A 13833-nucleotide genomic window follows, 5' to 3' on the forward strand; every position below is an offset into this window, starting at 1 on the left:
CAGGCGACGTGAACGCGCCAGCTCCGTGCGCACCGTTGTTCACGGACGGTCGCCCCGTTAGCGTGCCGCCACTGTCGACACAGGGGGCACACAGACATGAACAGTCCGTCGCGACGCATGGTGCTGGGCTCGGCCGGTGTCATCGGCCTCGGGACCCACCTGCGGTGGTCGGCCCCGGCCCACGCCGCTGAGAGCCCTGGCGAGGGCCCCGCCTTCGATACGGCTCCCGCGCGCTCGGCGCTCAATCGGCTGCTGCCCGGCCATGCCGGACAGTTCCGGCTCAGTCTGCTCGACCGGAGCGGCACGGTCGACCGGTTCCGTGTCACAGGCACCAAGGGAGACATCCAGGTCGAGGCCACCACGCCGGCCACTCTCCTCATGGGCGTCCACTGGTACCTGAAGTACGTCTGCGGGGCCCACCTGGCCTGGAACGGCAGCCAACTGGACCTGCCGAGCCGCCTTCCCGCCCCCGCACGCCCCCTGGAGGGATCCACCGCCCTCCCCCACCGCTTCGCCCTGAACGACACCAACGACGGGTACACCGCCCCGTACGCGGACTGGCCGTACTGGGAACACCAGATCGACCTCCTGGCCGCACACGGCTGCAACGAGGTGCTGGTCACCGCAGGGATGGAGGCCGTCTACCACCGGCTGCTGAAGGACTTCGGCTACTCCGACGAGGAGTCCCGCGCCTGGCTCCCCGCCCCCTCCCACCAGCCCTGGTGGCTGCTGCAGAACCTCTCCGGGTACGGCGGCCCGCTCTCCCCACAGCTGATCGACCGCCGGGCCGGCCTCGGCCGGCGCATCACCGACCGCCTGCGCGAGCTGGGCATGTCCCCGGTGCTCCCCGGCTACTACGGGCACGTCCCCAAGCAGTTCGTCGAGCGCAACGGCGGGGACGCGCACGTCGTGCCGCAGGGCGTCTGGCACGGCTTCGAACGCCCCGACTGGCTCGATCCGCGCACCGACTCCTTCGCCCGGGTCGCCGCCTCCTTCTACGGTCATGCGCGGGACGTGTTCGGCGCGGCGGCCCACTTCAAGATGGACCTCCTGCACGAGGGCGGCACCGCGGGCGACGTGCCCGTCCCGGACGCGGCGCGGGGCGTCGAACGCGCGCTCCACAAGGCCCACCCCGGCGCCACCTGGGTGATCCTCGGCTGGCAGGAGAACCCGCTGCCGGAGCTGCTGGACGCCATCGACCGGTCGAAGATGCTGATCGTGGACGGTGTCTCCGACCGCTACGCCAGTGTCACCGACCGCGAACGCGACTGGGGCGGCACCCCGTACTGCTTCGGCACGATCCCCAACTTCGGCGGCCGGACGACCATCGGGGCCCGCGCGCACCTGTGGACCGACAAGTTCTCCGCCTGGCGGGACAAGCCGGACAGCGCTCTGGTGGGCACGGCGTACATGCCGGAGGCCACCGACCGCGACCCGGCGGCCTTCGAGCTCTTCTCCGAACTGGCCTGGACACCGGGGAAGATCGACCGGGCCGCCTGGTTCTCCTCGTACGCCGACTTCCGCTACGGCGGCCGCGACGACGCGGCGCGCGCGGCCTGGCGGGCGCTGCACGAGACCGCGTACCAGCAGCGGGCCGTCGAGCGCAGCGACCCGCACGACTCGCTGTTCTGCGCCCGCCCGGACCTCGCCGCGGACCGCGCCGCCGAGTACGCGCCGCGCACGCTGACCTACGACCCCGCCCGCTTCGACGCCGCCTTCGCCGGGCTGCTGGACGTGGCGGGCGGGCGGCGCCGCAACCCGGCGTACCGGTACGACGTGGTGGACCTGGCACGCCAGGCGCTCGCGCACCGGAGCCGCCAGTACCTGCCGCAGCTGCGGGCGGCCCACCGGCGCAAGGACCTCACGACGTTCCGCGCGCTGTCCACGCTCTGGCTGCGGCTGATGCGGCTGTCCGACGAGGTCACGGGCACGGACGGGGCGTTCCTGCTGGGGCCGTGGGTGAACGACGCGCGGCTGATGGCGACGAACGACGCCGAGCGGGCGGAGTTCGAGCGGACGGCGAAGGTCCTGATCACGGTGTGGGGCGGGCGCGCCACCTCCGACACGGGGGATCTGCACGAGTACGGCAACCGGGAGTGGAACGGCCTGATGGCCGACTTCTACGTCCCGCGCTGGCAGAAGTGGCTGGACGCCCTGGAGGACGCGCTCGCCACGGGGACCGCTCCGGCGGCCGTGGACTGGTTCGCGTTCGAGGAGCCGTGGACCCGGGAGCGCAAGGACTATCCGCTGCGGCCGGTGGGCGACGCGTACCGGACGGCGGCGCGGGTGCGGGACGTGCTGGCGCGGGCGCCGTACCAGGGGACGCTGACCGTCACCGCGGAGCCGCCGGTGCTGCCGCCCGGCGGGAGCGCGCGGCTGTCGGCGGTCTTCCGCAACGTCAACGGGCTGCGGGACACCGGGCGGGTGGACTTCGCGCTCGGCGGCTTCGCGGGTACGGCCGAGCCGGAGGGTCCGACATCGTTGCCGGGCGTCGCGGCGGCGGGGTCGGGGACGGTCCGCTGGCGCGCGGACACGCCGGGTGCGCCGCTCGACCGGCCGCTACGGCCGCTGCCCTACACGGTCACGGTCGCGTACGGGCCCCGGGGCGAGGACCGGGTCGAGGGGCGCTTCGACGGGACGCTGTTCGAGGCGGGGGCGCTGGATCCGGGGTGGCGGACCTACACGAACAACGGGGCCGTCTTCGGGCAGCTCGGGGGCCGGTTCGCGATCGACGGTGCCGGGGCGGACCTGTGGCGGGGGACGTCGGAGTTCGGCACGGTCTACCGGGCGGGGGCGTTCCGGGACGGTACGTCCGTGACACTCCGGGTCGACTCCCAGGCGGCGACCGGGAACTGGGCGCGGGCGGGGATCGTGGTGCGCGACGTGCTCGGTACGGCCGGGTCGAAGGGGTTCGTCAATCTGGCGGTCACTCCGGCCAACGGGGTGGTGCTGTCGTACGACGGCTCGGGCGACGGGACGCTCGACACGTACCGGCGGATCACGGGGGTGAAGGCGCCGGTGGTGCTGCGGTTGAGCCGGGTGGGGGTGGGGGCGTACGTGGGTGAGTGCTCCGTCGACGAGGGGGCGACCTGGCGGGTGGTGGCGTCGGTGAGTGTGCCGGGGGCGGCGAGTGGGGGGCAGGACGTGGGGCTGTTCATGAGCGCGACGAACGGGGGGAGCGGGGTGCGGGGCCTGGTCGAGTTCAGCGGGTGGTCGCTGACGTGATGGGGGGTCCTCGGGTGCGTTCTTCGGGTGCGGGCTCGGCGGGGCCCTGCGGGCCTGAAAGACACGGCCATGCGCCCCTGAAAAGCATGGGGCGCAGCCCCTGCTTTTCAGGGGCGCGGGGAACCGCGCGAGAAGCCCCACCGGAGCCGCACCCGCCGACGCACCCGGGCACCCCACCCCCAGTCGCCCCGCCCCACCCGGCGGAGCGCTGTGGTGACCATCCGACCATTCGCTCGTTCTGCTGAACGTGCAGTCACAGGATGTCGCCCCACGCCGCCCCGCAACGTCCCGCGCCCAGGAGTCGGTCGTGGACGTCGAGCAGGCGGAGGCCGCGCTCGTCGAGCACTATCCGCGTCTGGTCCGGCTGGCCTATCTGACGTTGCCGCCGAGCCTGGGCCGCAACCGCCGGGTGCTGACGGCACACGCGCTGGCCCAGCGGGCCCTGCCGAGGAGCCGCACGTCGACGTCGCTCATCCCGGCACAGGCGACGGGGCGGACGACGGCGCAGGCGACGGGCGCCGGCCGGGAGCGCGACCCCGGGTACGCCTTCGTCCGGCTCCAGGTCGTCCGCACCGCCCTGGAGGCGGGCCTCCCTCTGCGGCGGATGGCGTGGCCGAAGCGGTCCCAACTGCCGCCCCTGCTGCCGCGGGTGTGGGGCCTGCGGCTGTTCCCCCGCTCCGGAGGCGCCGACGAGCTGGCCCTGGACCAGCGGCTGTCGGCGCTCTCCTCGCCGGGGCGCGCCGCCTACGTCCTGCGGGGCCTGGAGCGGCTCCCCGACCCGGTGATCACATCGCTCCTGGAGGAGGCGGGCGTCGACGCCCCGGCCGCCGCGCTGAAGGAGGCCGACTCGGTGCCGGCGCAGCAGTACGCGCTGCTCTCCTCCCCGGAGTACGACCCCTGTTCGCTGCAGGCCCGCCCCACCGATCTGATGCGCCGCCGCCAGCACACGAGGGCGGCGCTGGCCGCGGCGGCCGCCGTGGTCGTGAGCGCGGCGCTGCTCGGGCTGCCCGGTGAGAGCTGGGGACCCGACGGCGCGGCGGCGCCCCCGTACGCGCGGAACCCGGCGGCCCAGGCGGCCCTCGACCCGGGGCAGCTGACGACGGCGACGGCCACGGCGTGGCGGGCGACGGGGCGCACCGACTTCACCACCTGGCCCGCGCGCGGCGATCTCGTCAAGGACAGAGCCCTGCTGCGGCGCGCCCTCGCGGTCTGGGCCCGCCCCGGCGAGTCCGTGCAGGTCTCGGTCACCCTCGGCACCCAGGCCGGGCCCCCGCCCGGCCCGCCGCAGCTGCTGTACGCGGGCGAGGTCGACAACCTCCGGGTCGTCCTGCTGCACGACGGTCTGCGGATCGCCCGGTACGCCGAGCCGCTCGACGACCCGGGCACGGCCGCCCTCGACCTGACCCGGGCCGACGGGGCGACCGGCGCCGGCGCGAGCGCCCTGGTCCTCGGCCGGTCCGACGGCAACGTCCGCTATCTGACGGCCCCTTGGGTGCGTGAGGCGGCCGTACGGGATCTGGCGAGGCCCGGCGCCCGGGTGCGTACGCTCGCGCTGGCGAAGGACGGGACGACGGCGCCGTTCGCGAGTCCGGCGGTGCGGACCGGGGAGTGCCGGTCGTGGGACGTGCTGCGGCTCACCGATGCCTCGGGGGGTACGCGGCTGCTGACCGATCTGCTGGAGGTGACGCCGGCGCACCTCACGATCGGGCGGCCGTCGGCCGCCTCGACCAGGCGTGACGCGTCCGCCGCTCCGGCGGTCTGGGCGCCCTTCGCCTGCTCCCTGGCCGCCGTGCGGTCGCAGGGTGTGCGGACCGTGAACGCCTGGCGGTTCGCCCGTCAGCCGCTGCCCGACGGCAGCGGCACGGCCGACTGGGTGTGCACCCGCACCGAGACCTGGCGGGGCGCGGGAACCCGGGCGATGACCCAGTTCGACACCCCGGCCGGCGCGTACGTCACGGCCGCCGCCGACGAGGTTCCGGCCTGTGGCCCGGCCGACCCGCACGTCCTCGCGGCCGGTCCCTGGAAGTCCGCGACCGGCGACTCGTATCTGCTCGCCGCCGGTGGCAGGGACACCGTCTCCGTCGAACTGAGCGGTGGGGTGAGCGGTTCGGCGCCGGGCAACCTCCTCGCCGTACCGGCCGGGGACGGTGTACGGGCCGAGTTGAAGGGCACGCTGGCGAACGGCCGGGAGATCAGCGGGCTGCAGCCCGCCCGGTGAGCGCCCGCGCGTCGAACGCCCTGACACGATCCCGCCCATGGCGGGCTGGAATCAATCGGTAGAGTGTTCGTATGCGAACCGGTGCGCGCCGCAGGATGGGTGTGGAGGAGCGGCGGCAGCAGTTGATCGGGGTGGCCCTCGAACTGTTCAGCCGGCGCTCGCCCGACGAGGTCTCCCTGGACGAGATCGCGTCGGCCGCGGGTATCTCACGCCCGCTCGTCTATCACTACTTCCCGGGCAAACTCAGCCTGTACGAGGCCGCGTTGACGCGTGCGTCCGACGATCTCGCGCACCGCTTCGTGGAACCCCGGGAGGGTCCGCTCGGCGCCCGGCTGCTTCGTGTCACCCACCGGTTCTTCGACTTCGTCGACGAGCACGGACCCGGTTTCTCGGCTCTGTTGCGTGGCGGTCCGGCCGTAGGATCGTCCCGCACGAACGCCCTCGTCGACGGTGTGCGCCAGGCCGCCTATGTCCAGATTCTTTCGCACCTCGACGTCGACGCCGCACCCGCGCGGCTCGAACTGGTCATCCGCTCCTGGATCTCCCTCGCCGAGTCCACGGCCCTCCTCTGGTTGGACGGGCGCCGCATTCCCAGGCAGGAGCTGGAGGTCCAGCTCGTCCACGACTTCGCGGCCCTGGCGGCGGTGAGCGCGGCCCAGGACGAGGAGATGGCGGCCCTCCTCCGCGGGATACTCGCCGCCGAGCCGCAGGACGGCCCGTTCAGCGATCTGGCGGGGCGCCTCGTGGCTCTCGGACGTCCCTAGGCCCTTGCGGACGGGTCCTGGCCCTCCGCCTCCGGGGAGACCGGGTCTAGAACTTCCGGTACGAGGGGTCGAGGTCCCGGACCTCCGCCGACGCGTGCAGCGCCAGCCCCTCCCCCACCTGCACGAACTTCCGCAGCAGCTCCAGCACGTTCTCGGTCAGCGTCACCTTCGTGGCGTCGGTCCGTCCCGCGAGCAGGCCGAGCGTGACATGCACGATCGCGTGCCCGTCGGTGTCGGGGCCGACGACCGTGTCCTCGGTCGCCCGGAACTGCGTCTTGCACGCCTCCGGTTTCGCGGCGGCGGTGCGCACGACCTCCTCGTGCAGGGCCCTGGCGAACGCGGGCCGGTCGAAGCCCTCGGAGAGAACGGCGGAGTAGTCAACAGTGATCTGCGGCATGAGGTCACCCTAACCGCAGCCGCAACGCCAGCAGGGCGATGTCGTCCTCCCGGTCCCGCCCGAAACAGTGCAGCAACGTGTCGCACAGCGCCACCGTTCCGTCCGGGGCGTCGGCCGCGGCGGCCCGCAACTGCTCCAGGGAGAGCGAGAGATCGATGCCTCTGGTCTCGACGAGCCCGTCGGTGACCATGAGCAGCCGGTCGGCCGGCCACAGCGTCGTCTCCGTGGGCGCGGGCCGGTCGAGTCCGAGTCCGAGGAGCGGCCCGGCGGCCTTCACGTACGCGGCCTCTCCGGAGTCGCGGACGATCAGCGGCGGGATGTGACCCGCGTTGGCGACCCGCACGCGCCCGGTGTCCGGCTCGACGAGGGCGAGACAGACCGTGGCGGTGACGTCGGGATGGTAGTGCTGGAGCATCCGGTCCAGCCGCCGGGCGAGTGCCGCGGGGTCGGACTCCTCCACGCAGTAGGCGCGCAGGGCGTGCCGGATCTCGACCATCACGGTGGCCGCGTCCAGGGAGTGCCCGACGACGTCGCCGACGGCGGTGAGGACACCGCCGGGGGTGGACAGGGCCGCGTAGAAGTCGCCGCCGATCTCGGTCTCGTGGGACGCGGGCACATACCGCACGACCACGTCGAGGCCGGGGAACTCGGGTACCCGCTTGGGCAGGAAGCTGTGCTGGAGGGTGAGCGCGACATGGCGCTCGACCTGGTACATGAGCAGGGGCTGGGCGGCCAGGGCGGTGGCCTGGGCGAGGCGGCCGACCAGGCCGGTGGTGCCGGCGGCTGTCCCGGGGGTGCCGCGTACGGGGGTGGCTACGCAGACGGGCGTGCCGCTCTCGGTGCGGGCCAGGACCAGCCGGGCGTCCTCGGTGACGCCGGGCCGGAAGAAACCGGCCGGCCACAGGGGTGCGGGGACCACGGTGTCGGCGGTCCCGGGGGCGCCGTCGGTGACACGGCGGATGAGCCGGGCCACGGCCTCGTGCGCGCCCGAGTCGGGGAGCGTGGTGCGGGCCCTGGCCCGGGAGGTGCCGCTGTAGAGGTGGCCGTCCTCGCCGAGCACGAACACGGCTGCGGGTGACCGGGTGAGCCGGGCGGCCCCTTCGGCGGCGGCAGCGGCGAGTTCTTCGAGGGTGCGGGCGGCCTGGACGTCGACGATGGTCTCGGACAGCAGGGTGAGCCGGCGGACGAGGGCCTCGGCGTCGTTGCGCATCCGGGCGCCGCGCACGGCCGCGCGGACGACCGCCTGGATCTCCTCCGGCTCGGCGGGGACCGTCAGATAGGCCTCGCCGCCCGCGTCCAGGCCCCGGCAGCGGTCGCCGGGGGCGACGGACGCGGCGGAGAAGTGGACGACGGGCAGGGCGGCCGTCGGGGGTCGTGCCTTGAGCCGGCGGCAGAGTTCGAAGCCGCTCATGTCGGGGAGGCCGACGTCGACGAGGGCCACGTCGGGCAGGGCGCCCGAGCGCAGCCGCAGGTCGAGTTCGGCGAGCGCCTCGCCGGCGGTGGCGACGGGGACCACACGGTGCCCGGCCCGGCGCAGGACCGCGCCCATCGCGTACCGGCCGGCGGGCGCGTCGTCGACCACCAGCACCGTGCTGTGTGCTCCGTCGGCCATCGGGCTCATGAGGCTCTCGTCGTCGCTGAAGCTCGGGTGGTGCGGGCGGTCCTCTCACCCCCCGCACCACCCAAGCTAGCGTTCTAGCGGCCGGATCGTGCGAATACCGCCACGGTCCGCCCCGGAACGACGAACGTCCCCGATTCGGCTTCGTACGACGAGGTCCGGACGGTAGAGTCCGCGCCCGCCGCCTGCACGCGATGCAGGGCGTACCCCGTCCCGGCCAGGCCGTCCACGGTCTGCTTCCGCACCTCGGGAGTGGCGTTGAAGACGACGACGAGGTCGCCGAGTTCCATGGTGATCACGCCCGGGGTCTCGTCCTTCCCCGACAGCGGGAAGGACATCTTCGACTGGACCTGCCCGGTCGTGCCGAGGGAGAACACATCCTCCGTGGTACGGATCCGCAGCAGGTCCCGGTAGGCCGCCGAGGCCCCCTCGATCTGCTCGCAGCCGACCTCGACGGCAGTCAACAGGGGCTTGGCGTAGGACCACTTGGACCGGTTGTCGGCCGCGAGCGGCAGTCCGCGCCCGAAGCCGTTGCCGTCCCGGCAGTCCCAGTGGATCGCGTTGAACCAGTCGCCGCTGTCGTAGGAGTTGCGGTCGAGGGACTTGGACCGCAGCAGGTCGGTGCCGGCCTGGGAGAGCGCCGGGCCCTGGGAGAGGGCGGCGGTCGCCAGGGCGAGGACCTGCATCCGGGCGCGGTCCGCCGGACTCGTCGACTTCGGCAGCTTGAACGCCAAGGCGTCGAACAGGGACTCGTTGTCGTGGGCGTCGACATAGGCGAGGGCGTCGCCGGGGGCGTCCGCGTAGCCGGCGGGGGCCCCGTTGTAGTCGACCTCGGAGCCCTTGACCTCCTTGCCGCCGCTGTCGGTGAACCGGTAGTTCGCCAGGTTGCCGCTCAGCCCGACCTTGATGAGGTCCTGATAGTGCAGCAGCCGCGCCTTCTGCTCGGCCGGAGTGCCGTTCGCGTCCGAGGAGTTGGGTTCGGTCCACAGGCCGGAGGCGAAGCCCTGGACGCCGGGGTCCTCGTCGAAGGGGCCGCCGCCGCGCACGGCGTCACGGGCCCGGTCGGAGAAGGTCGCGACGCCCGTCCCGGCCATGTTCTTCTGCGTGGCCTGGACGAAGCGCGCGTCGTCGGCGACCTCGCCGAAGTTCCAGCCCTCCCCGTAGAGGATGATCTTCTTCCCGTCGACGCCGTCCTTCTTGAGGGTCAGCGCGTCGAGGGCCTTGCGGACGGCCAGGATGTTGGCCTTCGGGTGGTGGCCCATGAGGTCGAAGCGGAATCCGTCGACCTTGTACTCCCTGGCCCAGGTGACGATCGAGTCGACGACGAGCTTGCCCATCATGGTGTTCTCGGGTGCGGTGTTGGCGCAGCAGGTGGAGGTGGCGACCGAACCGTCGGCGAGAAGGCGGTGGTAGTAGCCGGGGACGACCTTGTCGAGGACGCTCCTGTCGGCCTGGCCGCTCGCCGGGGTGTGGTTGTAGACCACGTCCAGCACGACCCCGAGGCCGTCGGCGTTTAGCGCCTTCACCATCTTCCGGAACTCGACCGTGCGGCGGGTGCCGTCCGGGTCGGTCGCGTACGAGCCCTCCGGGACCGTGTAGTGGTAGGGGTCGTAGCCCCAGTTGAAGGCGTCCTTCGCGGCGGCCTTCGCCACGCACTCCTGCTGCTGGTCGGAGTCGGGGGCGTGGGAGCCGAGGTCGCAGTCGACGGTCGCCTGGTCGGCCTTCCGCTCCGGGATGGTGGCGATGTCGGCGACGGGGAGGAGGTGCACGTACGAGGTGCCCGCCGCCGCCAGCTTCCGCAGGTGCTTCGCGCCGTCGCCGCCCTTGTCGGTGAAGGCGAGGTAGGTGCCCCGGTCCTTCGCCGGCACGGCCTTGTCGTCGACGGAGAAGTCCCGGACGTGCAGCTCCTGGATGCGCGCGTCCTTCAGCGGTACGGCCTTGGGCTTGGTGTACGACGACCAGCCGCTCGGTGCCAGGGACCTGTCCGCCAGGTCGACGACGAGGCTGCGCTCGGAGTCGGCGGTGAGGGCGACGGAGTACGGGTCGGTGACCTTGTTGGTGACGATCTTCCGGACGCTGGGCGCCCACACCTTCACGACGTACCGGTAGGGCTTGTTCTTCCAGGACTTCGCGCCGGTGACGGACCAGACGCCGGTGGCGTCGTCCCGCCTCATGGGGAGGGTCCTCCCGTCGAGTTCGAGCTCCACGGACTGGGCCGTGGGCGCCCAGACGGCGAGTGTCGGACGGCCCTTGCGGAACGTCGGGCCGAGGTCGGCGGCCGATCCGTCGTAGAGGTCGTCGAGCACGCCGGCGAGCTGGACGCCAGTCGCCGCGAGTACCGCCCCTCCCCCAGAGCTGAACGCCTGGGAGGTACCCCCAGCCGCCCGCTGGGAGGCGACCGGCTGGCCCCGCAGGGCCTCACGGACCCGGTCGCGGTCGCGCGGGTCGACGGTCCACGCGGTGTACGACTTCAGGTGCGGGAACCTCGCCTTCTGGGCGTCGGTGAGGGCCGACTTGGTCAGGCGCAGCCACCGCTCGTCGGTGCTGGTGAGAGCGCCGTCCTTCGCCGTGATGGAGCCGGTGCGGGAGTACAGCAGCTGGGTGGAGGCCGCGGTGTCGTTGCCGTTCCAGGCGATGGTGTTCCGGTCGATCCAGACCGCCTTGGAGGTGGTCAGGTCGAGGGCGGCGGCGCTGCCCGCGGGCTGCGGGAGGAGGTACTTCTCCTGCCCGCTCAGCAGCCACGCCTCATGGCCGGTGGCCTTGAGGTCCAGGGCCTGGTCGGTGGGGAGGTCCTTCTCGTCGCCCTTGTGGATGATGTAGCTGAGGCTGGTCGCGCCCTCCGTGAGCGGCACCTCGTAGACGGCGCCGTAGGCGTCGGTCCGTACCGGCTCCAGGGGCTTCGACCAGTCGGTGGGGTGCGCGGCGCCGGACCAGACGTGCAGGCCCCAGCCGTCGTACTTCCCGTCGGCGCGGTGGTGGTGGAGGACGGCCTTGGAGGGGTCCGGGGCCGGCAGGTCGGGCCTCTCGGTCAGGACCGCCTCCTTGCCCTGCTCGACCCAGATCTCACCCGTCCTCGTCACGTCGATCGAGCGGTCGGCGGAGACGTCCTTGGTGCCGTCCTTGTCGATGACCAGGTAGTTGACACGGGTGGCACCCGGCTTGAGCTTGACGTACGCGAAGGCGCCATACGCGTCCCGCCCGATGAAGTCATGGCCGTCGGGCCAGGTGGTCCCCTCACCCTCGGCGATGTCGCCCCAGGCGTAGAGCCGCCAGTCGGTGTAGTCGCCGTCGGCGCGCCTGTAGTGGACGATCGCGTGGTCGCGCGAGGAGGCGGTGGGGACCTCGGGGGCGGGCGGGGTGCCCGTGGTGGAGGTCGCGGTGGCGCTCGCCGTACGTCCGGTTCGGTCGATCACCACCGCTTTGTACCGCAGGGCCGTCCCGGCCGGAACCTTTTCCCCGAGGGTCTGAGTGACCTTGTGGGGGGCGTGGTCGGCGGAACCCAGCGTCTTCCACTTGCCGTTACCGACCTGGGCGGCGAAGACGACGCGGTTGAGCTGTCCACCGTCGACATCGGCACCGATCTCGACCGTGCCGGTGGCACCGGCGGCCGGGGCGACGAGCGTGAGGGACGGCTTGGTGGCGGGTTTCGCGAGGGGGCCGGCGGCCTTGAGGACGATCGCCGAGCGGGCCGGGACGGTGACGGTGACCTTCTTGTCCGTCCCGCTCGTCACCTTGCCGTCGGTGCCGTGGATGCCCTGGAAGGTCATGCGGGCCGAGCCGGTGGCGAAGGTGGCCTCCTCGGCGTGGTCGGCGTTGTTGAAGGCGACGACGTACTCGGTACCGGTCCGGGCGTCGGTCCGCGAGAAGGCGTAGACGCCCGCCCCGTCGGCCGCGTACCGCTCGGTCTGCACGCCGTCGGCCAGGGCCGGGTGGGCCTTGCGGAGCTTGGCGAGAGCACTGATCTGGCGGTAGAGCGGTGCTCCGGTGTCGTACGCGTCCGTGGCGTGGGTGCGGTCCGTGCCGAGCTGGTCGTCGTCCAGGTAGTCGGCGGTCTTCGAGGCGAACATGGTCTGGCGGGCGTCCTTGTCACCGCCCGCGCCGGTGAAGCCCTGTTCGTCGCCGTAGTAGACGACCGGGTTGCCCCGGCCGAGGAACATCAGCTCGTTGGCGAGCCTGTCCTTGGCGAGCAGTTCGGCGTCGGAGGCCTCGGGGTCGTCCTGCTTCAGGAAGGTCCCGATGCGCCCCATGTCGTGGTTGCCGAGGAAGGTGACCTGTTCGTACGCGTTGGCCTTGTCGGTCGTGTACTTGTAGTCGTCCCCGAACACCGCGGCGAGCTTCTTGGCGCTGCCGCCCTGGGAGGCGTACGAGCGCGCCGCGTCCTGGAAGGGGAAGTCGAGGGTGGAGTCCAGACGCCCCTGAGTGACGTACGGGGAGGTCACGGACGTGTCGGCGGAGTAGACCTCGCCGAACATGAAGAAGTCGTCGCGGCCCTTCCTCGCGGCGTACGCGTCGAGCGCGGTGGCCCACTGCGTCCAGAACCCCATGTCGACGTGTTTCACGGTGTCGATCCGGAAGCCGTCGATCCGGAAGTCCCGCACCCACTTCTCGTAGATCTTCTCCATGCCGGAGACGACCTCGGGGCGCTCGGTCCACAGGTCGTCCAGCCCGACGAAGTCGCCGTGGGTGGCGGACTCGCCGGCCCAGGTGGAGTCGCCCCGGTTGTGGTACATCGTCGGGTCGTTGAGCCAGGAGGGGACCTTGGTGTTCTTCTTCGCGGCGGGGACCACGGGGGTGCGGGGGAAGGAGTCCCGGTCTACGGGCGGGAAGCCGGTGTCCCCGGCCGCGTGGTCGGCGTCGTCGAAGGGCTTCCCGTCCTTGGTCAGGTAGGGGAAGGCACCCTTGGAGAGGTAGTCGTAGGACTTCTCCTCGTTGTCGATGACATCGGCGGTGTGGTTGGTGATGACGTCGAAGAAGACCTTCATGCCCTTGGCGTGGGCCTTGGAGATCAGGGTCTCCAGATCCTCGTTGGTGCCGAAGTGCGGGTCGACCTGGGTGAAGTCGGTGATCCAGTAGCCGTGGTAGCCGGCGGAGGCGTTCTCGCCGGTGCCCTGCACGGGCTGGTTCTTGAAGATCGGGGCCAGCCAGATGGAGGTGGTGCCCAGGCCCTTGATGTAGTCGAGCCGCCGGGTGATGCCCTTGAGGTCGCCGCCCTGGTAGAAGCCCTTGTCGGTGGGGTCGTAGCCGGTGGCGAGGCGCGAGCCGGTCAGACCGCCCTTGTCGTTCGCCCCGTCACCGTTGGCGAAACGGTCCGGCAGGACGAAGTAGAACTGCTCGCGGGTGAGTTCGTGACGGGCGGCGGTCTTCGCCAGCTTCGCGTCCGACGGAGGCGCGGGCGCGGGCGCGGCCCCGGCCGCGAGGGGCTGGACGAGCGCCGCGGTCAGCGCGGTCACGGTGACCGCGCCGACCGCCGCGGCCCGTCCGGTGTGGGTGGTTCGGCGCCTGGACGGCGCCGGCCATCTCGGTATCACGGATGGACTCCTTGCGATGACGGCTCTGGTGGGTCCGACCCCGCGCGACCGTATCGCCGCCGAAAGCGTTTCAGCAAGAGGCT

At 72.3% G+C, this 13833-nt stretch carries 6 protein-coding genes; 3 read left to right on the forward strand and 3 right to left on the reverse strand.

Annotated features, from left to right (window positions below; all coding sequences use genetic code 11):
* Positions 1 to 96: 96 nt before the first annotated feature.
* From ACWCRJ_RS02365 to ACWCRJ_RS02375, 3 genes are all read left to right on the forward strand, one after another.
* Positions 97 to 3225, forward strand: coding sequence for an alpha-N-acetylglucosaminidase (locus tag ACWCRJ_RS02365; RefSeq protein WP_450937474.1), 3129 nt, complete (start codon positions 97 to 99; stop codon positions 3223 to 3225).
* A gap of 247 nt (positions 3226 to 3472) precedes the next feature.
* Entirely contained in the window at positions 3473 to 5443 is a 1971-nt protein-coding gene (locus ACWCRJ_RS02370; protein WP_450937475.1) for a hypothetical protein, read from the forward strand.
* 71 nt (positions 5444 to 5514) lie between these two features.
* Positions 5515 to 6207 (forward strand): TetR/AcrR family transcriptional regulator, encoded by a 693-nt coding sequence (locus tag ACWCRJ_RS02375; RefSeq protein ID WP_450937476.1) that lies wholly within the window; start codon positions 5515 to 5517, stop codon positions 6205 to 6207.
* A gap of 46 nt (positions 6208 to 6253) precedes the next feature.
* Here the strand turns inward: ACWCRJ_RS02375 and ACWCRJ_RS02380 are convergent, their stop codons facing one another.
* From ACWCRJ_RS02380 to pulA, 3 genes are all read right to left on the reverse strand, one after another.
* The gene (locus ACWCRJ_RS02380; protein WP_028796928.1) at positions 6254 to 6604 is read right to left on the reverse strand and encodes a 5-carboxymethyl-2-hydroxymuconate Delta-isomerase; all 351 of its coding nucleotides are present in this window, start codon (positions 6602 to 6604) and stop codon (positions 6254 to 6256) included.
* Positions 6605 to 6608: 4 nt separating this feature from the next.
* Positions 6609 to 8216, reverse strand: a complete 1608-nt coding sequence (locus ACWCRJ_RS02385; protein WP_450937597.1) for a SpoIIE family protein phosphatase — start codon at positions 8214 to 8216, stop codon at positions 6609 to 6611.
* A gap of 83 nt (positions 8217 to 8299) precedes the next feature.
* On the reverse strand, positions 8300 to 13750 hold the full coding sequence (pulA, locus tag ACWCRJ_RS02390) for a pullulanase-type alpha-1,6-glucosidase (RefSeq protein WP_450937477.1): 5451 nt from the start codon (positions 13748 to 13750) through the stop codon (positions 8300 to 8302).
* Between the last annotated feature and the right edge of the window lie 83 nt (positions 13751 to 13833).

This window comes from Streptomyces sp. NPDC002324, from assembly GCF_053593335.1.